Origin of the sequence: Desulfosporosinus sp. OT, assembly GCF_000224515.1 — a bacterium.
GTDB lineage: Bacteria > Bacillota > Desulfitobacteriia > Desulfitobacteriales > Desulfitobacteriaceae > Desulfosporosinus.
This window is the reverse complement of sequence record NZ_AGAF01000120.1, coordinates 78,522-99,357: the sequence shown is the minus strand read 5'-3', so window position 1 is coordinate 99,357 and position 20,836 is coordinate 78,522. Positions and strand designations below refer to the sequence as shown.

The 20,836-nt window shown below is 38.2% G+C and carries 20 protein-coding genes; 18 read left to right on the top strand and 2 right to left on the bottom strand.

The genetic code is table 11. The features are described from left to right. Positions 1–379 precede the first annotated feature (379 nt). From DOT_RS11300 to DOT_RS11275, 6 genes are all read left to right on the top strand, one after another. Positions 380–895, top strand: coding sequence for a universal stress protein (locus DOT_RS11300; RefSeq protein WP_009618424.1), 516 nt, complete (start codon positions 380–382; stop codon positions 893–895). 1,077 nt (positions 896–1,972) lie between these two features. After that, positions 1,973–2,566, top strand: a complete 594-nt coding sequence (locus DOT_RS11295; RefSeq protein WP_242833820.1) for a hypothetical protein — start codon at positions 1,973–1,975, stop codon at positions 2,564–2,566. Positions 2,567–2,734: 168 nt separating this feature from the next. Continuing rightward, positions 2,735–3,661, top strand: coding sequence for a sulfite exporter TauE/SafE family protein (locus DOT_RS11290; RefSeq protein ID WP_009618421.1), 927 nt, complete (start codon positions 2,735–2,737; stop codon positions 3,659–3,661). A 5-nt stretch (positions 3,662–3,666) separates the two neighbouring features. Then, on the top strand, positions 3,667–4,146 hold the full coding sequence (locus tag DOT_RS11285) for a hypothetical protein (protein ID WP_009618419.1): 480 nt from the start codon (positions 3,667–3,669) through the stop codon (positions 4,144–4,146). Between the two features lie 177 nt (positions 4,147–4,323). After that, on the top strand, positions 4,324–4,860 hold the full coding sequence (locus DOT_RS11280) for a universal stress protein (protein ID WP_009618417.1): 537 nt from the start codon (positions 4,324–4,326) through the stop codon (positions 4,858–4,860). A gap of 259 nt (positions 4,861–5,119) precedes the next feature. After that, on the top strand, positions 5,120–6,127 hold the full coding sequence (locus DOT_RS11275) for a lipoate--protein ligase (protein WP_009618411.1): 1,008 nt from the start codon (positions 5,120–5,122) through the stop codon (positions 6,125–6,127). A 51-nt stretch (positions 6,128–6,178) separates the two neighbouring features. Here the strand turns inward: DOT_RS11275 and DOT_RS11270 are convergent, their stop codons facing one another. After that, the gene (locus DOT_RS11270) at positions 6,179–6,763 is read right to left on the bottom strand and encodes a DUF3793 family protein (protein ID WP_009618409.1); all 585 of its coding nucleotides are present in this window, start codon (positions 6,761–6,763) and stop codon (positions 6,179–6,181) included. Positions 6,764–8,268: 1,505 nt separating this feature from the next. Here DOT_RS11270 and DOT_RS11265 point away from each other — a divergent pair. Together DOT_RS11265 and DOT_RS11260 are read left to right on the top strand one after the other, a co-directional pair. Continuing rightward, a complete protein-coding gene (locus DOT_RS11265; protein WP_139024192.1) occupies positions 8,269–10,095 on the top strand; it encodes a SulP family inorganic anion transporter in 1,827 nt (608 codons plus the stop codon). 154 nt (positions 10,096–10,249) lie between these two features. Further along, a complete protein-coding gene (locus DOT_RS11260; RefSeq protein ID WP_009618405.1) occupies positions 10,250–10,870 on the top strand; it encodes a hypothetical protein in 621 nt (206 codons plus the stop codon). Between the two features lie 414 nt (positions 10,871–11,284). Here the strand turns inward: DOT_RS11260 and DOT_RS11255 are convergent, their stop codons facing one another. Then, positions 11,285–11,947, bottom strand: coding sequence for a hypothetical protein (locus DOT_RS11255; RefSeq protein WP_009618403.1), 663 nt, complete (start codon positions 11,945–11,947; stop codon positions 11,285–11,287). Positions 11,948–12,362: 415 nt separating this feature from the next. Here DOT_RS11255 and DOT_RS11250 point away from each other — a divergent pair, with 415 nt between their 5' ends. The 10 genes from DOT_RS11250 (at position 12,363) to DOT_RS11205 (ending at position 20,622) form a co-directional block, all read left to right on the top strand. Further along, positions 12,363–13,844, top strand: a complete 1,482-nt coding sequence (locus tag DOT_RS11250; protein ID WP_085930981.1) for an ATP-binding protein — start codon at positions 12,363–12,365, stop codon at positions 13,842–13,844. After that, on the top strand, positions 13,819–15,165 hold the full coding sequence (locus tag DOT_RS11245) for a sigma-54 dependent transcriptional regulator (RefSeq protein WP_009618401.1): 1,347 nt from the start codon (positions 13,819–13,821) through the stop codon (positions 15,163–15,165). The genes DOT_RS11250 and DOT_RS11245 overlap by 26 nt, the downstream gene beginning before the upstream one ends. 235 nt (positions 15,166–15,400) lie before the next feature. Then, the gene (locus DOT_RS11240) at positions 15,401–15,985 is read left to right on the top strand and encodes a universal stress protein (RefSeq protein ID WP_009618400.1); all 585 of its coding nucleotides are present in this window, start codon (positions 15,401–15,403) and stop codon (positions 15,983–15,985) included. Between the two features lie 145 nt (positions 15,986–16,130). Next, on the top strand, positions 16,131–16,688 hold the full coding sequence (locus DOT_RS11235) for a universal stress protein (RefSeq protein WP_009618398.1): 558 nt from the start codon (positions 16,131–16,133) through the stop codon (positions 16,686–16,688). 343 nt (positions 16,689–17,031) lie between these two features. Next, on the top strand, positions 17,032–17,481 hold the full coding sequence (locus DOT_RS11230; RefSeq protein WP_009618397.1) for a hypothetical protein: 450 nt from the start codon (positions 17,032–17,034) through the stop codon (positions 17,479–17,481). Positions 17,482–17,503: 22 nt separating this feature from the next. Continuing rightward, entirely contained in the window at positions 17,504–17,971 is a 468-nt protein-coding gene (locus tag DOT_RS11225; RefSeq protein WP_040411897.1) for a hypothetical protein, read from the top strand. Continuing rightward, positions 17,961–19,232, top strand: a complete 1,272-nt coding sequence (locus DOT_RS11220) for a glutathionylspermidine synthase family protein (RefSeq protein WP_009618393.1) — start codon at positions 17,961–17,963, stop codon at positions 19,230–19,232. The genes DOT_RS11225 and DOT_RS11220 overlap by 11 nt, the downstream gene beginning before the upstream one ends. Further along, on the top strand, positions 19,223–19,648 hold the full coding sequence (locus tag DOT_RS11215) for a DUF350 domain-containing protein (RefSeq protein ID WP_009618391.1): 426 nt from the start codon (positions 19,223–19,225) through the stop codon (positions 19,646–19,648). The genes DOT_RS11220 and DOT_RS11215 overlap by 10 nt, the downstream gene beginning before the upstream one ends. A gap of 116 nt (positions 19,649–19,764) precedes the next feature. Beyond that, entirely contained in the window at positions 19,765–20,139 is a 375-nt protein-coding gene (locus DOT_RS11210) for a TIGR02328 family protein (protein WP_009618389.1), read from the top strand. A 144-nt stretch (positions 20,140–20,283) separates the two neighbouring features. Then, positions 20,284–20,622 (top strand): arsenate reductase family protein, encoded by a 339-nt coding sequence (locus DOT_RS11205; protein WP_009618387.1) that lies wholly within the window; start codon positions 20,284–20,286, stop codon positions 20,620–20,622. The last annotated feature ends 214 nt before the right edge of the window (positions 20,623–20,836 follow it).

Genomic DNA, 20,836 nt, shown 5'->3' with positions numbered 1-20,836 from the left:
CTCATAATATCCAGTTAAGCTTCTGGAAAGTCAATACGGTACAACTGAGCGTTGGACTATTCATGAGCTGCTCCGAAGAGAAAAGATATTTCTTCGGAGCTTATTTTGCTTAAATTCAAATTAGCAAAGTATTAAATACCATTGGTTTTAGATAGTAACAATGCTGTAGAGATTAGAAGATCTGTTTATAAACAAGATATACCTATGATTATCCATAGCGTAATTTCATTACGAAAATATTGTTCTGTTATAGACATGATTTTAATACAATGCTAATCTAGTTATGCTAAAGCATTGGTTAAAAGATTAGTTTGAGATTAATAGAGGATTGCTACAAAACACGCATATACTCTAAGTACTTGTGAAAGGGAGTATTTACATGACTAATTCCAATAAGGTTAAGGTACTTCTTTACTCTGATGGGTCACAGCACTCTTTTTCTGCTGCCATTTATACTGCTGCCCTTGTGAAGAATTTGCCTAATCTAAAGGTAACCGTTGTGCAAGTACAAGAAAATGGCGAGGGCTCAATGATAGGGGCAAAATGCAGAAGGATTGAGGAAAAGGACAATTGGCCAGTTAGCCCTATCGCGGACTGGCTTAAACGCTTGATAAATGAATCTAATTCGACAGACAAAAGTGTTTATGATGAGATTATTGATAAAACTAACGGAATATTTTTTGAAAGAGGGCTTAACGTTAATCACCAAGTATTATATTCAGACACGACTATGTCCGATACGGTCGATGTAATTCTTGATTATGCAACAAAAAAATCATTTGAATTTATCATTATTGGTACGCGGAGGCTTAATATCTTAAAACGATTGATTTCTGGTTGTTTAGCACAAAACATACTTAAAAAATCCACAATACCTGTGTTGTTAATCAAATAGAACTTCAATTTATATATCGCTATAATTTATTTGTCCCGTTAATTATGCAGTTAAGAAGCTCTCTTAATAGTAATTGATAAAAGGTTGAGCTAAATGGTTCAACCTTTTTTGTACTAGTCAGAAAGTATAACTTTTTGTTCTATACTTTCTGGAAGCATAAGTGCAACTAAGGCGGCCGCCTTCGCCAAGTTTGGCGCCAGCCAAGTTTTCTTTATTGGCTGTCTGCTTTTGTATGATAAGAATCGCGAATGAAATTACTTATAAATGAATTGACTAAAAATTAGTTCCGGAGAGAAATTTAGCTCTTCGGGACTTTACTTTTAAACTTTTATTTTGAAGAATTTATAACATTTAAACTTAGCTCGTTCAACGAAAGCGGTTTATTAGTAATCTAGGGAATTAATTATGACTCATAGTAGTTGTAATGTAGATTGAAAGAAGTTGGGAAAAAATCAGGCAACAACATGTTATTGCAATAAATTATTTTAGGGGCCATAAGAATTTAAATTAATGATCTGAAAATTATAATGAGTTGCTAGCTATAGATATCATACAGCACTTTAAGTCAGTCTATGATTTCACAGTTGTTTTGAATTTAAAACGAAGCTACTCGGAAAGACACGATTCCGGCCATTTTGAAGGCTCTTGTTTAAAACTCAAAGGTGAACATCCTGTAAATTAATGCCGCTTGTATAGAGGTGGAAAAGGGGTGGCAGAGCTGCGAGGAATTACAAATACCGCTTGTTTATGCCATATCTGATTAGAGATCAGCAAAGTTAACCATAATGTTTATTCATTACGAGCATATTGTTTTACTATTTACACACTACGAACATAATGCTACCCTTTAATTGTGAATATAGTCATAAAGGTATTACGAAAAAAGATGCTCAAAAGTAACCTCGAAAGTAAATTTCATTCTTTCCTCAGCTTGAGCTTTCAAAAGAGCACGATTTAGTTAGAATCTTTACTAGCATGCTCCGATGTTGACCTAATTTTTGCAGGTTGTTGGCAGCACTATAAATACTACTGAAAACGGGGGGAATTCCTTTGCCAAACTTAGCGAGTAATAAGTATATGTCTAAAGACAAGAAGAACAAGAGAGAGGCGGGTGATAAAGCCTACCCGATTTGGCTACTAATTAATCCGAAACATACTGCTGTTCGCCACAACATTTGGACACCTGTTCTAGCTGAGATTCAGGATAAAGTATATAGAGAAATCCACACAAGGATTGATTCTAGAAATATTTATATTAGGAATGCTGTCAAAGATAGTGCGATAGTTCCTAAAACCTTAAATTGGTGGGGAGCCGAAGTTTCTAAAGAAATAGAGTTGTTTAGGGAAATTGTTTTTGAATATAAACCGAAGATTCTTATTACCTTTGGCGCATTTCCATATGAATTCATGAGACGTGTCTACGAGATCAAACCAGAAAAAGGGCCCAAATCTTGGGGTACTGCTATCTTAGGGAATGAGTTTGGTAGATCGATTGAGAACTTTGACATAAATAAAACTAATAAGATTCCTTTACTTCGGCGAGTAGTTACGAGTGGTAAATTTATCGAAGATTACAACGATTTCAGCGAAAATTACTTTCAATATGTTGGATCAAAGATAGCGGATAAACTTATTGAGAACAAGGATAGTTTTAATATTTGGATTGAATAAACAACGCCCAACTCATCAAATGATGTTATTAAATAAAAGAACTTAAGAAAATAAAGGAGTGATGTAGATGGGTAAAAAGATTCAATGTCAATATTATCACTGTGGTACTGGTCGTTTCTGAAAGCTTTAAAACTCAACTATTAGTTTAACCGTAGGAGGTCGAAAATCATGATCGAAAATCTCATTGCTCATGCCAGTACATTATTTACAACAACCAATGTTGCTGTTGCGCAAGCAGCTGGTACACCTGGCGTACCATGGTGGGTATGGCCCCTTGCTTTATTAGCAACAACTTTTCTCATCGGCATTGTAGCTGCGTTAGCTGGAGTAGGTGGTAGCGTTCTCTATGTGCCAATCGTCAGCAGTTTCTTCCCTTTCAATTTGGATTTTATCCGTGGGTCAGGTTTGTTTGTTGCTCTAGCATGTTCGTTGTCTGCAGCACCAAAACTATTAAAATCGAATTTTGCAAGTCTTCGATTGGTTATTCCATTAGCTTTACTTGCATCTGCATCTAGTATAATAGGTGCGTTATTAGGACTGTCTTTACCACAAAGTATTCTTAAAACGTTATTAGGCCTTTTAATTACCTCGATAGCAATACTATTTATTTTCTCTAAGAATAGTGAAATCCCTAAAATTGGTCATCCGGATGCATTAGCCCGTTATTTAAATATCGGAGGAGCTTATTTTGAGACTTCTAGCGGTAAAGATGTTACTTGGAGTGTATGGAGACTACCCCAGGGACTTATCCTTTTTTGTGGTATAGGTATAATTGCCGGAATGTTTGGGATCGGTGCAGGCTGGGCTAACGTGCCAGTACTCAACCTTCTCCTAGGCGCACCACTTAAAATTGCAGTTGGAACAAGTATGTCGCTATTGGCTATCACTGACACTTCAGCGGCATGGATTTATTTGAACCAAGGTGCTGTGCTTCCTATCATAACAGTTCCATCTGTTTTGGGAATTATGGCGGGTTCACGAGTCGGAGTTAAGTTATTAAGAACTGCTAAACCAAAATCTATCCGATATATTGTTATACTCATGTTATTGTTCGCTGGATTGAAATCGTTACTAGATGGATTAGGATGGGGGTAAAAATTATGAACAGTCAAACATCTGTTCCAAGTAGTAATTCCAAAAGTTCTATAAATCAATTAAACAATGTTCAAGCTAGTGTAGAAGTAAGTTCGGAACAGAATACTTATGCTAATATTTTGTTAGTTTGTTCATGGACTGGAATTGCTGTAATGTTAGTTACGTTTCTGCTTTACATGGGTGGCTTCAATAATCCAACTGTCAGTCCTTCAGATATGCCTCTTTATTGGGGGATGAGCGTGCATGAGTATGCGCTGGCTACACATGCACCTAGTGGTTGGGCTTGGTTGTCAATGATTAGTCATGCTGATTATTTAAACCTGATTGGTTTAGCCTTTCTAGGAATTGTCTCGGTATTAGGTTATTTGTCCCTCTTTGTTGCTTACATGCGTAAAAAGGATTTACCATATATTACAATGGTTAGTTTAGAAATTATCGTAATCGTTTTAGCTGCTTCAGGCATTTTCAATATCTCTGCAGGATAAAAAAGTCGATGTTAGAATAATTATAACAGTTAGAACAGACGAATTAATTAATAGCGAGGCATTAAGGATATCCCAGGAATTTCTTGGGCATCCTTAATGCCTTGCTTTATTGATAGAAAATTATGTTCCATCTATGTTATACTTATGTTATTAATAGCAATGAAAGAGGTTTTAGAGATGAATGAATTTGAGTTTAATGTACTACTCTACTCCGATGGGTCACATCAGGCTTTTTCTGCTGCTGTTTACACTGCCACCTTACTTAAGAATATGCCGAATATGCATTTAACCGTCGTTCAAGTACAAGAACGGGATGAAGGTTCGGAAGGGACAGAATATAATTGGATAGACACTTGGCCGGTTAGCCCTACCTCGGAATGGATTAAACGAGTGACCGATGAATCTGATTTAACTACCAAAAACCATTATCATGAAATACTTACCAAAACTAATGAAATTTTTCAAGAAAGAGGAACGGACGTTAGTCATCATGTGATATACAGCAATCCAAGTATAACCGATACTGTCGACGCACTGCTTGATTACGCAACTAAAAGATCGTTTAGATTAATAATTATGGGTACACGTGGGCTTACTACTTTAAAAGGCTTGGTTTTTGGTTGTTTAGCACATAATGTACTTAACAGGTCTCCTATACCGGTGTTGTTAGTTAAGAAGCTCCCGCAAGAGTTTATTGATAGTTACTGTAGCTGAGTCGATTCCTAAGCCCATCCCAAAAAAGACTGGTAAACCAATAAGCAAGAGGTTGACCCAACTTATTTTGGGTCAACCTCTTCAATATTTGTAATAGAACTTAGAATGCAAATTGATTCTCTTAGATAACAAAAAGGATGCTCCCCTATAAATAGCTGGAAAGACGCACAAAATAGGTAGTAGATAAACATTCGTAACGCAGAAAGATAATTGTGTTCTGATCTTGGTCTAAATCTTAAAAGTGGGGGATTGTTGCAATTTGACGAATCATGAGATTAAGACAAAACTAATTTTTTCAACTTCATTTGACCCTTGGTATAATTTGGCATTGGAAGAGTATCTTTTTAGAAATGTCGAGAAAAATCAAGTGATTCTTTATCTGTGGCAAAACCAAAATACAGTTGTCATCGGTAGAAATCAGAACGCATGGAAAGAGTGTCGGTGTGGCCAATTAGCACAGGATGGGGGGAAAATTGCACGTCGCTTGTCTGGAGGGGGAGCGGTTTTCCACGACCTGGGAAATCTTAATTTTACCTTTGTGATGCACCGGGGCGAATATGATTTGCACAAACAACTTAAGGTCATTTTAGAGGGAGTGAGAAAACTCAATATTAACGCCGAATTTTCCGGACGGAATGACTTAACAGTAGAAGGTCGAAAATTTTCTGGTAATGCATTTTATTTCGAGCAGGAAAAAGCTTACCATCACGGTACGATCCTAATCAATGTAGACATTCACAAACTTACCACCTATCTCCAAGTTTCGAAGGAAAAAATTGCTTCAAAAGGAGTCGATTCTGTTCAATCCAGGGTCGGTAATCTGAGCATGTTTCAACCGGATATAACAATAGCCAAAATGAAGGAAACTTTAATCGAGAGTTTTCTCGAAATTTATGGCGGAAATTCAGAACCTCCAATCACTGTAAGCGATTCAACCTATAATTTGCAGGATCTTTATGAAAGATATTCTTCATGGGAATGGCTCTACGGAAAAACACCAAATTTCGATATAGTCTACGAAACCCGATTCCCTTGGGGAGGTATCGACCTGGGTCTGACCCTCAAAAATGGTTTAATTAAAGAAGCCAAAATTTATTCCGATGCTATGAACAGTCATCTAATAGAAAAAGTCGCATCAGCGTTGATAAATTGTCCATTCCAGATCGATTATCTGGTCAATCGGATAAACCAGCTGGAAGAGGATCCTGATGATAAAAAAATCTTAGCTGACCTCGTAACATGGCTTCTGAGCAAAGCGAGTGACTAAGTGAACATGTTTTTAATTAATGAACCAGGAAAAATGTGCTTAATCATAATATTAGATATCTGAAATCACTCGGCTAGTTCGTGCCTGTTGGTATTTCTCGTAGATTTCCCCCGATACTTGCATGTCTCCATAAATTCGCCATCCATGTGTACCTACATATGTTAAAGGAATCTGTTTCATAAAGCCCAGTACGTCTTTCAGAGGGTAGCCAAGAAAAATACCTATTTCGTGTGGGAACGCCTTTGATTTAATCTTTCCAAGAACATGATTAAGGTAGCAATTTAGAGAATATATTTCAGGGTAGTTAAAGGTTCTAAGGAATTCTTGATGGTGTTTTTCTCTCAAAACAGTGTCCAAAGTTGCTCTATGATAAAAAATGACCTGTTGACGCCCGTTTATTTGTCTGATTTCTCGAAGTCTAAGCTGCTCTTGTTGGGAAAAAAGAGTTTTAAACTCTTCCCAAATCCTTTGGTCATATAAAGACACGTTTAATAACTCAGAGGGTTTTATTCCTAATACAATGGGTCCGAGATGCTCGATTACTAAATGATAGTTACTACTGGGAGGCTTATCTTTAGCCCAGCAAACGAGTGTTCTTAAATAGTTGGTGATCATAGGGGTCAGTTCAGCTTTCAAATCATTACTCCTTGTTTGCAACTTGATTATTCTTTTGGGGTTATCCTTATCTTTACCAAATTAGTTTCAGACTATTAGCATAATACACAAGGGGGTATATGGACAACAATCAAGTGCCTAAACAATGAAGGATATTCGAATTAATTATCACAAACAATTTGTTACATGTTCGAGGCATATGCGGCCATAAACAATAGGAGATTTGTACTGTGAACTGCTGAGATTGCTAACGTGAAGAAGAAATGTAACGATCAAACGCTGAGAGTGCTGCTGCGTTAAATTGTAACTGAAGTAAAGGGTTGTGTTTTTCAGGATAATTATAAATTGGCCCCGAAGAGAAATATTTCACTTCGGGGCCTTAGCATGTTCTTTTTTGAAAACATCTGGAAATAAAGAGCAAAGATTATGTGCTTTGAAGCAAAATATTAAGCACTTGTATCAACACAAAAAGTAGTTCATATCGATAAAATTAAAAATAACAATAACGGATCAGTTTGTTAAGTCTCGAGCGAATTGAGGTATCAATAGGAAAACTATATTAACAACTTAGTACCTATATGAATCTAACGAAGAATCGTGTTCATTTAAAGACATCCAATAAAATGGAATTGAGAACCGGAAGTGCTTGAGATATATTATGCATTTACTCCTGTAGATAGGCGTATGGAAATATCCTGATGCCGGAAATCCAGGTAATAAATGTACCGCGAGATAAGGTGTCCCACTCTTTGCGGATACAATAGGATACCCTCTATAAAGTAAAGTGAATTATTGTTTTATAGAGGTAACAAGCTAGAGAGTCATTGTAAGAAACTCTCTGATTTAGTGCACCTTTTAGGTCGTGGAAATGAAGAAGGCGTTATAGAGTAGGGGAAGAAATACAAAATTCGTAGGATTTCGACATAAGAGTGTAATATTAATTCAATCATCCATAGAACATATTGATTATGAGTATACTGATCTGCTATAGACACGAAATTAACTCAATGCTAATCTTTACTTGTGATCATCAAAATTTACGAGAGGAAAGGAAGTGAAGAAGAATGGTAATTGGTTTCATCGCTATCATCGTCATGATCGCAGTCTTTGGAATTGTTTTTGTTGATTACATGCAGCAAAAGCAAAATATAGGAGGACAGGAACATGTTTGAACTTTTAGCCCTTTGGAGTTATCAATAAAAAAAGCAGCCTCTAAAGGCCGCTAAGAAGGTATATCAATATTATTATATCACGAAATTCATGTAAAGTCTTAATTAATATGTCATCACCCCAGAGCACTGTTTGGTGAAAAGGGCTGGGTGATAATTTAAGAAATTTGTTCTCCCAGCCTATCAATAAGACCTCAGAAATTAAGCCGAGGCATTACTACGGAAAAGATTTGATCGCATGGTTGTGAAAGTCAGGTCAAATATATCTCTGTGTACTAATGAGTAAACTGTTGCAAGGATAAGCCTTGAAGTATGCTAATCGCCGCCGGGGTAATTCTGCTGGTTGTTGCGATTTGGATGAAAGGTGGGATTCGTTTGTACTTAACACGATTCAAATATATACCTTTAATTGGAACTATTAGAACCTATAAAAAGGAATATTTTAGTAAAGACTTGATAGCCGCATTGACCGTAGCAGTAGTAGCTATTCCACAGTCAATGGCTTATGCGCTGATCGCGGGTGTTAACCCGGTTTATGGTCTATACACGGCTATAGTATCAACTATTGTTGCGTCGATATTTGGAAGCTCGAAGCACCTAATCGCCGGACCGACTAATGCTATAGCTCTACTAGTAGCAGGCAGCATGAGAAACTATATGGGACTTGAAAATGCTTATCAAATGCTTTTTTTAATGACTTTTATCGTTGGCGCTCTACAAATTTTCTTTGGAGTCATTAAACTGGGCAAAGTGATAAATTTTGTGTCCCATACTGTAATTGTAGGTTTTAGTGCTGGAGCTGGTGTGCTAATTGCCCTAGGACAATTGAGTACACTACTGGGCATATCAATCAAAAATTCAGCTCAAATGCCAACAACTGAAAAATTTTACTATGTAATGACTCATTTAAGTCAAACTAATTTGTATGCACTAGGACTGGGTTTAATGACCATAGCAGTGATCTTGATTTGTAAAAGGATCAATAAAAACTTGCCTGGTGCATTAATCGGGATTATCATTCCAATTATCTTTATAGTGATTTTTGCATTGGATCAGAAAGGCGTTAAACTTACAGGCAATATTCCATCTTCTTTGCCTCCCTTCAAAATGGTACAGTTCAATATTGTTTCGATGAAGGAAGTTTTCAGCGGAGCAATTGCGATTTCAATCATAGGACTAGTAGAAGCGATATCAATTTCAAAAACCATTGCCAGCACCTCGCGACAAAAAATTGATGCTAACCAGGAATTTGTCGCACAAGGTTTAGCGAATGCCGTGTCATCATTTTTCCAGTGTTTTCCAGGATCTGGTTCCTTTACACGTTCCGCAATAAATTATCACAACGGAGCAGTAACTAGAATCGCTGGCATCCTGTCAGGTGTGGCAGTTGCTTTAGTTCTTGTCTTCTTTGCTCCGTTTGCCAAGTATATACCCAATCCATGTTTAGCCGGCGTGTTAATACTTACAGGATACGGACTAGTCGACAAAAAGGAAATCAAGAAGGTATTGAAAGTAGGCAAATTTAAATCCGACTCCATTGCTTTGTGCGTAACATTTTTAGCAACAATTTTAATGCCGGACCTTGATTATGCAATTTATACAGGAATCGCACTATCCATTATCCTGTACCTGAAAGATACAAACAAAGTCCCTATAAAAATTCTTATTCCAACACAAGGAGTAGATTCCCAAATTATTGAACAGGAGATCGAATCTGTCAAAGGAAAAGTCGATGTTCTAATTATACAGTTGGAAGGAAATCTTTATTTCGGCTCGGCATACGACCTTGAAGAAAGACTTGATAGCCTGGTGAATAAAGCTAAAGTCTTTATCCTAAGGATGAAATATGTTCCGACTATTGATTTGACATCACTTAATGCTTTAAAAATTTTCATCAGGACTGTGAGAGAAGCAGGTGGGGTCCTGATTGTCAGTGGGGTAAAGTCAGATCTTAGGTCAATGCTTAATAAGACGAATCTTGTTTCAGATATCGACGTTGACAATATATTTATGTCCGAGAATGAGATTTTTGCCTCTTCCACTAATGCCTTAGAGAGAGCAAGAGCTGTTCTGAATTGTGAAAAGGATAACAAAATAAAATCGATGGCATGTAATCTATTAGAGTCTGTTTCGAATTTTAGCGGTGGCGCCAGTGTTACTGGCAAGAACACCAGTTCGTTCTAGACGTAGAGCGGTTATCCAAAAGGAAAAACACTTTAACCAATTCTTATGCCAGAGGTGCTATATTCAGAAGTTTAACGTACTAGGATGCTTAACGGTGCGCCAATCTTTGGTAGATTGTTGGCAGTAACCATAAATACTGAAAGGTGGGATTCGTTTGTCCAGCTTACCACTTAATAAATATATACCTTTAGATAAGAAGGTCAAAAGAGAGTCGGGAGACAGAGCTAACCCAATTTGGCTCGTAGTCAATCCAAAGCATCCTGCTGTACGTCACAACATCTGGACACCAGCTTTAGCTGAGATACAGGACAAAGTATATAGGGAAATTCATACAAGAATCGACACTACTAATATTTATATTAGGAATGCTGTTAGCAATAGCGCAATAGTTCCTAACACATTGAATTGGTGGGGAGCAGAAGTTGCTAAAGAGATAGAGGAGTTCAGGGAAATTGTTCTTGAACATAAACCAAAGCTTCTAATTTCTTTTGGTGCATTTCCCTTTGAATTTTTGAGACGTGTCTATGAGATCAAACCTGAAAAAGGGCCAAAGTATTGGGGTACTTCCAACTTAGGAGATGAATTTGGAAGATCAATTGAGAACTTCGATATCAACAAGACTAATCGAATTCCTTTACTTCGTAGAGTAATTTCCAGTGGTAAGTTCATAGAAGACCACAATTATTATGGTCAAAATTACTTTCATTATGTTGGGACAAAGATAGCTGAAAAGATTATTGAGAATAAGGAAAGTCTCAATATTTGGATTGAATAACGCTTGTCTAACAAAATTTCAAGATGTCCAAGATTCAGAAAAAGCTGGTGAAATAAGCAAAATAGGTTCATGTAAGTTTAAGGTCAGTATACGGAAATAGGCCCTGAAGAGAAAACCTAACTCTTCGGGGCTTTAGTATGTTTGGTGCTTAGAGTACATCTTTTTCGCCTCAATATGCACAGTTTTTAGGGGGGTAGTGAGTTATTTATATACCAAATATTATACTTAATATTATAAAAAATTACAACAAGAGTTCTACTATTCTGAATTCCATTGAGCTCTTTCAAGTGTTATTTTTAAAAAAGTCTATAACTTGTTTACTAGCTTGCTGAATTTGGCACAGATATATTTGTTTTTATATTTGTTTTTCAAAGGATAACTACATTTCCTCACGGGGAGTATATCTCTATACGCTTATTCAATCCATATTTTAAGGCGATCCTTGTTTTCAATAATTCTATTGGCGATCTTTGTTCCAATATCGCGAAAGTAATTTTCACTATCTTCCCAACTAGCAAGATTGCAATCTTCGATGAAATTACTACTCTTGATTACTCGACGAGGTAAGGGAATCCTATTAATTTGGTTTATATCAAAGTTCGCAATTGAGCGTTCAAATTCATCTTCTAGGTTAGTAGTACTCCAATATTTAGGCTCTTTTTCAGGTCTTATGTCAAAGACACGCCTTACATACTCACATGTAAGGATACCAAAAGTAATTAGAATTTTAGGCTGATGTTTATGGATACTATCCCTTAACATCACAATTTCGTCAGCTTCAGCTACTTCCGTCACCCACGGATTTGAGGTATTAGGAACTATTCCAATATCACTAACAGTATTTTTAATGAAGATTTTTTTAGAATCAATTCTTGTGTGAAGTTTACGATATACCTTGTCCTGAATCTCCTCTAATATAGGAGCCCAAATATCGTTACGCACAGAGGAATACTTGGGGTTAATTAAGAGCCAAATCGGATTGGATCTATCTCCGGATTCTTTCTCCATTCTATTAACTAAAGGTGAATATTTATCGAATTTTAAGTTGGGTAATTTTAACGGATTAGGATCAATCATTTGAAATACCACCTTTTAATGATTTAATTTCTGTCCCCACGGCCATTGGTACCTAAAAGATAGCTTTCCTCCTTTGCTTGTATGATATAATTGTTATATTGCAAACAACGTGCCAATCTTAAAACCCACTATATTCAAGCATTTATCCAATCATAATAAAAAGCGGTGTATCAAATGCTACACTTCGAAATAATTATTATTAACCTTTTAAGACTGTTTATCATCTTCATACTCTTTTTTATGAAGTATTAGAGCCCTTCTTGGTAATGTATCTTTTCTTCAATTGTATGTATTATATAATTCAGTTTGGGATTCTTCCATTATAGGGGCTGATTTGGTGAAGAATAAAAGAAAATTTTACTATTTCAAAGGTAACAGTTTGATTAATCAGATTGTAATTATCATTGCCATTATCATGCTTGTCTCATTAGTGGCATTGATGTATGACATCTTTTTCGCTTCACGGACGGATGAAGTTGTATTTTTAGACAAAGAGCAGAGACTGGAGGCCTTGGTTAAAAGTACAAATATTGAATATTCGAGAAATTTAGAGTCTCAATGGAGCGGGCCAGAAGATATCTCTCCGACTATGCTTGATGACGAGTTTACCCAGGTTGTAGAACCTCTAGTTCCAGCGAATTCAGGGATTCGTTTCGGTCTATATGTTCCCAGTACTGAGAAGATTGCAGTGCTAGGTTTCCTGCATAACTATCGTAACCTCTCACAGGAAGAGGAAGCTCAGAGGGAGAAAGACATATTAGCGAATACTAAACCTGGTCTGATAGCAACGGAGATGGGTAAGGAACCGCTCTTTCGAATTTCCGGCTCTTGGGATGATCAGGTTGTTGCGTACATTACACCTGTTGTAGTAAAAGGGAAAGTGATAGCAGTTATGTGGGTAGAGGAGCGACTCAATCCCTTCTTTTACCAGAGTAGTTACTTTGGTAAACTGCTGCGTTACTTCACTCTTGTCGTTCTGGCCTTAGTTATGATGGGTACACTAATAATAATCAAAAATTTAACCAGCGGGGTCGATCGTTTAAAGCAGGGCTTACATAACATGGAGAGTGATATTCATCAACTTTTGCCTGAAATGTCAGGTGAACTGGGTCAGGTGGCCCGAGCCGTCAACCGGATGGCTGTTGGCTTAGCAGAAAAGGAACGGTTGGAAGATCAACTACGGCAATCCGAGCACCTTATAGCACTCGGTCGTTTAGCAACTGGTGTAGCTCATGAATTACGTAATCCCATTGGTATTATCAAAACCTTAGTTGAACTTATGAAACAGGAATATTCTCAAGTAAGTGGCATCGAAGAATTTACAAGGGCTATAGACGAACAAGTGGACCGCCAAGAAGTAGAAATACAAGAATTACTTGACTTTGGGCGTCCCTCTAAAGTGTCAATGAAGGAATGCTCTGTCAATAAATTAATCAAGGGAGTCCTCTCTTTTTCAGCCGCCATGTTACGCAAGCAAAATGTAGTTGTTGATTTCCAACCGGATAATAAAATTGCTAAGATCATAGCTGATGCTGAAAAGTTAAAACAGGTTTTTGTCAACATTATTGTTAATGCAGCAGAATCAATGCCTTGCGGAGGCAAACTGGAAATTATTACGAAAGAAACGGACAATACGGTGACAATCATTTTCTCGGATACAGGAGAAGGCATTCCAGCAGAGGAAACGTCGAATATATTTGATCCCTTCTATACGACCAAAAAAACTGGTACTGGTTTGGGGCTATCGATATCCTATCAAAATATCAAATTACATGGTGGAACGATAGACGTAGATAGTGACTTGGACAAAGGGGCAACATTTATTATTAATCTTCCTGTAATTCCACAATGTAGCGACAGGAGTGATCTTCTTGACACCAAAAATTCTGGTAATTGATGATGAGGAAAGAATGTGTTGGGCCCTCGATAGGGCACTAAGTCATGAAGGCTACCAGGTAGTTACGGCCACAAGAGGTTTGCAAGGTATTGATCAGACCCGAGAAACCAACCCATCAATAGTCATATTAGATCTAAAGATGCCAGATATCGATGGTATTGAGGTGTTAAAAGAGATAAAAAAAATAAACCCTAGTATTCCGGTGATTATGATTACCGCCCACGGTACCATTGACACTGCAATCGAAGCCATGAAAATCGGGGCTACGGATTATATTACTAAACCCTTTAAGCTCGATAAGTTGAAGGTTCTGGTTAAGCAAGCCCTACATTTGTCTAATTCGAAAAAGCAGGTTAATCTGTTGCATCAGAAGCTCGGCAAGAAATACGGAAAAATTGTCGGTCAAAGCGAGGCTTTAAAGGAAGTTGCCCTCTTGATTCGACAGGTTGCAAAAACTGGTACTACTGTTTTGATAACTGGTGAGAGCGGAACTGGTAAAGAAGTAGCTGCTGTGGAGATACATAAAGCTAGCAACCGAGTTGATAAACCCTTTGTAGCGGTAAACTGTGCGGCTCTTTCGGAACAACTGTTGGAAAGTGAGCTATTCGGTCATGAAAAGGGGGCCTTTACAGGAGCAGCCAGTAAAAAAAAGGGCCGATTTGAAATTGCGGATCAAGGTACGATTCTTCTGGATGAGATTGGAGAAATGCCGCTCAATATGCAAGTGAAGCTACTGAGAGTACTACAGGAAAGGTGCTTTGAAAGAGTCGGAGGAACTGACACGATCCATGTCGATGTACGGGTCATCGCAACCACAAATATAGATCTTGCCTCGGCCATTTCTAAAGGAACCTTCAGAGAAGACCTTTATTATCGGTTGAATGTCATGCGTATCGTTATGCCGCCGCTTAGATCGCGGAAAGAAGATATTCCTCTTCTTGTAAATCATTTCCTTGAAAAATTTGATCCTTCTCATTACAAAAAAATATCTCCAGAGGCAATGAAGATCTTAACCCACTATAACTGGCCCGGTAACATACGGGAACTGCAGAACGCAATCGAAAGAGCGCTTATTGTCTGTCAGGGTGCTGAAATTCAGCCGGTACATTTTCCCAAGGAATTACTGAATAGTTTAGAGGAAACTTCAACTCCTGTTATAAACCTAACAGAGGGTGGCTTCACTTTGGGAGAGTTGGAGAAACACCTAATCATCAAGGCATTAGAGAAGCATAATAATAACCAAACAAAGGTGGCTAAATATTTGGGAATTTCCCGTCCAACTCTACTTTATCGTCTCCAAAAGTATGGTATAAAGTTATAGTGAAAGCATTAGCCACATTTTGGAGGCTTTGTTTCAATAGATGCGAACACCGGTTCTTCATAAAATTAAATATACATTGAAGGCAAGCAGGGAGCTTGTCTTTCGTACTTTTCGAACATAAAATAAAGGGTTGGTGAAAAGAACCAATTTGTACCAAGAATAGCGCTGTTTTTTGAAGTAATAATCATGGTATAATTGAGTTAAATTAGAAGAATTAGTAAAGGGTGGTGTTTGAATGAATAATGCCAATATGTTGAAGGTGCTTCTTTACTCAGATGGTACACAGCATTCTTTTTCTGCAGCTGTTTATGCAGCAAACTTATTTTACAGTATACCCAATATGCAATTAACTGTCTTGCATGTACAAGAAGGTGTAGAAGGCACTGTCTGGGAGAACTCTGATACAATGGAGACTCGACCGACTAACCCTGATTTGGACTGGGTGAAACACTTAATGGGCGAAGCTGATTCAGATAAGATAAGGCAATATTCTGAAATACTTACTAAAACGAAAGAAATATTTTTACAGAGAGGACACAAGGTCAATCAACAGGTGATCTACTCCAACCCAAGTATTCCAGACACCGTTAAGGCGATTCTGGGTTATGCATCAAGACATGAATTTGGGTTGATAATTATGGGAACGCGAGGTCTGACTAGTTTAAAAGGGTTGATTCACGGCAGTTTGGCGCATAGTGTACTCAGTAAATCGACAATACCCGTGTTGTTAATTAAGAAACTTCCTCAAGAGTTTATCGATCGTTACTGCTCAGCCGTTGATGCTGAAGGTCATTGCCACTTACCGAAAATTACCGAGTGATCAATTGCAAGGTAACAGTTGGATACTTCGTTCGAATATCGGTAAGAGAAATTATCACGGTGAGAAAACGTTTCTTCCTTAGCTGTTGTAGGTTTTGAATTTATGTTATAGTCACGTTAATCCAAACTTAGAAGGAGGTATTGTAATGACTGATTTTAAGTATAAGGTCCTTCTTTATTCCGATGGATCACATCAGGCTTTTTCTGCTGCTGTTTACACTGCCACGCTACTAAAGATAATACCCAATATGCATTTGACAGTTGTGCAGGTTCATGAACGTGATGAGGTTTCGATGGAGACTGAATATAGTTGGATCAATACTTGGCCAGTTAGTCCTACCTCGGAATGGATGAAACACGTGCTCGATGGATCCGATACGGAGACTAAAAGTGAGTATCATAAAATACTTAATAAAACCAACGAAATATTTTTAGAGCATGGACTCAGCGTTAGTCATCAGGAATTATATTCTAATAGCAAGATTTCCGAGATATCTGATACAGTAGATGTGATTCTTGATTATGCAACAAAAAATTTATTTGAATTAATAGTTATGGGCTCGCGGGGGCTATCTAGTTTAAAAGGACTCATTTTTGGGAGTGTAGCGCATTATGTACTAAACAAATCTGAAATACCAGTATTGCTAATTAAGAAACTCCCTCAAGATTTTATTGATAATTACTTGGCTGACACTGAGGTCTAAGATCATTTTCAAATGATATCTCCTCTTTGAGCGCATGTTTTCACTGTTTCAGTAAGTGCTATCTGACTGTAATCGACTCGTTTCTGTTAAAAGTAATCTAAAGATTTTATTGGCGCCCGGTATATGCTTAAACATGCACCGGGCGTTCTATACATATTAGGTCAAGAAAACAGTGAATCATCTCCTTTATATATTCATGAAAGATATTCCTAGAATGTAGCAGGAAAGACACCAATAATAGTGGAAATATACTACAATGTTAATGGATTGGATCTGTGCCACCGCAGGGTTGATTTATAAATTGGCAAGTTTCCCTCTTGTAATGAAAGGAGAATAAAAGGTAATGGCCAAACTTGAGTATCGTTTATTCGACATGGAAAATGGTTATCCTGCGCTTTATCATTATGAATCAATTCCAAAAGATGAAATAGTGATTCGTTTTCTATGTGATTACTTTATCAAAGACGGTATTGTATATGAGAAAACATCGAATGCCATTGAACCGCCTCTCCATATCATCTATGTGAAGAAGGCGACCGATGAAATTCCGATTCCTGTGGATCATCGTTCAACAGTTGGGCAGGGTTTTATTATGATGGAAATAAGAGAATACCGAGAGGATGCCCAAGAATATCCTATTATACAGAACTTAGAATTGAGCAGTTTAACGGACCTCGCCATTATTGGCCAGTGCAACTATTTGACGTTAGAGGGTGTAGAGTGGGAGCAAACGTCATTAGAAGTGGATGAAGACAGAAGAACGTATGTTCTATATGCAGAAAAGACGAGTTAATTTACAGGGAAGGAGAAATAAGGTGAATAAAAGTTCTAAGATGGTAAGTCTATTTCTTTCAACTGCCTTAGTAATAGGAGGCGTTTCAGCATGTAGTTCCGATGAACAAAAAGTTGTTTACGATAAAGATGGCAATCCAATCGTTTTACAGGACGATCGGGATCAGGGATTCTTCAGTGGTTTTTTCGGTCCCTTTGGTCCTTTAGGTCCGTTTGGATTTTTTAGTGGGCGTTCATTTGGATCTAACTCTGGAGCTGTACGATATCCTGGTGTTACATCGAGTGGCTCTGGAGTTGCTGGGAGTTCACAGAACATGGATGATATGGATGGTTCAGGTGCTACTAGAAGCAAATCAGGAGTTTCAGGTGTTTCGCCCTGGGGACATAGTGGTTCGACAAGCACATCCGGAGGGAGTAGCTCAAAGGGAGGGACAGGAATAACTAGTGGTTCTCATGGCGGGATTGGCGGAGGTGGGTCGAGTGCCAGCTGAGCCGTCTTATGAGATGCTTAGAGAACAACTGTACGGTCCGCTGAGATCGATTTTTTCTTGGGATTGGATGGATGGAGCGGAGTACGGATTGGCAGGAATTCATCTAATATCAGCACAATTTCGTCAAGAAATTGCCTTTGCAACTGAGGCCTTAGGAAGAATTTATGCAAAAACTGTTTTTGCAGTACAGAGTGCGGATGATGCACTATTGCTGGAGTTAGGAATTCCCGAAGAAGCATTGCTTGCAGTTCGAGCGCTTGTTAAGCCCGAAATGGTGACGGTGATTGGTCGCTTTGATTTTGTGCAGACGACCGAAGGGATTAAAATGATTGAGTTTAACGCAGATACGCCGACCAGCGTCGTAGAGGCTTTCTTTGTCAATGCCAAAGCATGTCGTTTTTTTGGGATGCAAAGCCCGAATGAAGGGATGGATGAACAGATTCGAGAAGCATTCGGTCGTATTATTGAGACGTATCAGAAACAGGGTTACGCTACGGACTCAATAGTTTTTAGTGCCTTGGGATGGCATGATGAGGACAGGGACACTGTGAAGTATTTATTGAACCAGTCTGGTTTGGCGGCACAGTTTGTAGCGCTCGAGGACTTGAGAATTTCTGAAGATCGGTTGTGTGCTCTGATCAACGGGCAGCTCGTACCTATTGATGTGTGGTATCGTCTTCATGCCTTAGAGAAACTTGCTTTAGATAGTGATGAAAGAGATCAATACCCGACCGGGGCACATGTCCTTGATTTGGTAGCTAGAGGTAAACTAGCAATGATCAATCCGCCCTCAGCGTTTGTAGCGCAAACAAAGGCACTTCAAAGCTTGATCTGGAATCTTCATGAAGCAGGTGAGTTTTATACGACTGAAGAACATCAGTGGATTGAGGCTTATATGCTTCCGACTTATATGGAAAACCGCTTTATTAACAAATCGTCGTTTGTAACAAAGCCAATCTTCGGCCGTGAGGGCGGGGCGGTTAGTCTTTATGAAGCTGACGGCCAGCTTGTCGAAAAAGATAAGGATGATTTATATTGGGATCAACCGATGATTTATCAGAAACGGGTTGAGATGGAAGAAGTCGAAAGCAATACAATGAACGGGCTTTATAAAGGAAGGTTACTATGGGGATCGTTTCTGGTCGGAGGCAAAGCTTCAGCGTTATGTGCCCGTATTGGTGAGCGCATCACTGGAAATCTATCGTGTTTTTTGCCAATAGGTTTAATAACTAGTGAGGGGGAAGAGGGTAAATGTATCTAATTAATTTTCTTAAATATTTAGGGTTGACTATTCCTTTGATGCTGATAGCGGTGACGCTCTTTACATACACGACACCCTACAAGGAATTTCAGATTATGGCATTGGGGGATGATCTGGAAAATCCGCAGAAGGTCGCAGCTGCAAAAGCTGTGGCGTTTGATTTAGGAGGAAAGGTTCTAGGTGTGGCTATTCTCTTGGCATCAGCCATTTACCACTCTGTAGACCTCCTGGATATGACTGTTTGGACGCTGACTGGGACGGTCTTCTTAATCATCGTATATTGGCTCTTTGAATTATTAACACCTTCTATTAAAGTTCGTCGTGAAATACCTCAGGGTAATGTTGCGGTCGGTATTTTCTCATTTTGTTTAAGTATAGCAACGGGAATATTAATGGCTTCTTTAATCAGTTATTAATTCCTTATCTTGAGGGTAAACTTAAGGAATGAAACTCCCATTTCAAGCGCGAGCGGAAAGCCTCGATGCTTAACTTCAGTCAATCGTTTTACACTATCTGGGAAAAGAGGGAGAACATGCGACTATGGCATCAGGATCTCCTCACCTTATTGCCGCGCGCCCAAATCCTTGGACAACACAGAGAATGCTGTGCGCTGCGAGGAAAAGGATGGGGCAGGAAACATTCCACAGTCGACTATGTATTCTCACATAGTGCAAAACGGCTTGTTAACTATCATTGTCTTGTTCTTATGGAAATGGAACGTAGGGGATATAAACCCGATCAACAATGGTTCTGCCCAGAGTATCGGGGAAGAAATACGGCACCTTGGCCAACCACTTTGTCTGATGAGCCAGAGGTTTCTGTAAAGAATCCCATTTATCCAGAACACAATGACGCTTATCGTAAAGAATGTCTGGCTAATCTCAAACAAAAAGGTGTGGAGCTTTAGTACATTTTTATGAAGATAGGGTATTTAAATTTTGGTTCACCGGATCGTTAAAGCTCGCAGTCTCTGCGGGCTTTTAAGTTGTTTTAACCTCTTAAATACTGCTATAATCTTAATAGATAGTTTCTTTTAAGGAGTTTACGGGCGATGAATATTCAAATTTTCGGCTTTAAGAAATGTTTTGATACTAAAAAAGCAGAACGCTATTTTAAAGAAAGAAAAATTAAATACCAGTTTGTGGATTTAACTCTCCTTGGCTTAAGCAAGGGAGAATTGCAAAGTGTGAAAGCTGCTGTAGGATTAAAGAATCTAGTTAATAGTGAATCTAAGAATTATAAAAAATTAAACATGGATCATGTTATTTCTTCAGATGGTAGAGAAGAGATGCTATTAAATAACCCTAGTCTTTATAAAACGCCGATCGTTCGCAATGGCAAACAAGCGACTGTCGGCTATAAACCGGATGTATGGGAGTCTTGGGAATAATAAAGTTAGTTTAACAGTTTCAGATTGGAGATATGATTGAGACCTTGGAAAAGATCATGGTAGACGATCGTCAAGGGCATAGGGGAAACAAAAGCTATTCAAAAGGAAATGAGACAAAAAACGCTTGGATGGAACGTAGAGATTAGAGACCTCAAACAGGATTTTATTAATCATAGGATTGTACGATAGTGTATTATACAATCCTATGATTAGA

Excerpts from the sequence above, each read along its gene's own strand:
- DOT_RS11300 (WP_009618424.1), top strand. The coding sequence starts at position 380 with ATGACTAATTCCAATAAGGTTAAGGTACTTCTTTACTCTGATGGGTCA.
- DOT_RS11295 (WP_242833820.1), top strand. The coding sequence starts at position 1,973 with ATGTCTAAAGACAAGAAGAACAAGAGAGAGGCGGGTGATAAAGCCTAC.
- DOT_RS11290 (WP_009618421.1), top strand. The coding sequence starts at position 2,735 with ATGATCGAAAATCTCATTGCTCATGCCAGTACATTATTTACAACAACC.
- DOT_RS11285 (WP_009618419.1), top strand. The coding sequence starts at position 3,667 with ATGAACAGTCAAACATCTGTTCCAAGTAGTAATTCCAAAAGTTCTATA.
- DOT_RS11280 (WP_009618417.1), top strand. The coding sequence starts at position 4,324 with ATGAATGAATTTGAGTTTAATGTACTACTCTACTCCGATGGGTCACAT.
- DOT_RS11265 (WP_139024192.1), top strand. The coding sequence starts at position 8,269 with ATGAAAGGTGGGATTCGTTTGTACTTAACACGATTCAAATATATACCT.
- DOT_RS11255 (WP_009618403.1), bottom strand. The coding sequence starts at position 11,947 with ATGATTGATCCTAATCCGTTAAAATTACCCAACTTAAAATTCGATAAA.
- DOT_RS11250 (WP_085930981.1), top strand. The coding sequence starts at position 12,363 with ATGCTTGTCTCATTAGTGGCATTGATGTATGACATCTTTTTCGCTTCA.
- DOT_RS11240 (WP_009618400.1), top strand. The coding sequence starts at position 15,401 with ATGAATAATGCCAATATGTTGAAGGTGCTTCTTTACTCAGATGGTACA.
- DOT_RS11235 (WP_009618398.1), top strand. The coding sequence starts at position 16,131 with ATGACTGATTTTAAGTATAAGGTCCTTCTTTATTCCGATGGATCACAT.
- DOT_RS11230 (WP_009618397.1), top strand. The coding sequence starts at position 17,032 with ATGGCCAAACTTGAGTATCGTTTATTCGACATGGAAAATGGTTATCCT.
- DOT_RS11215 (WP_009618391.1), top strand. The coding sequence starts at position 19,223 with ATGTATCTAATTAATTTTCTTAAATATTTAGGGTTGACTATTCCTTTG.
- DOT_RS11210 (WP_009618389.1), top strand. The coding sequence starts at position 19,765 with ATGCGACTATGGCATCAGGATCTCCTCACCTTATTGCCGCGCGCCCAA.
- DOT_RS11205 (WP_009618387.1), top strand. The coding sequence starts at position 20,284 with ATGAATATTCAAATTTTCGGCTTTAAGAAATGTTTTGATACTAAAAAA.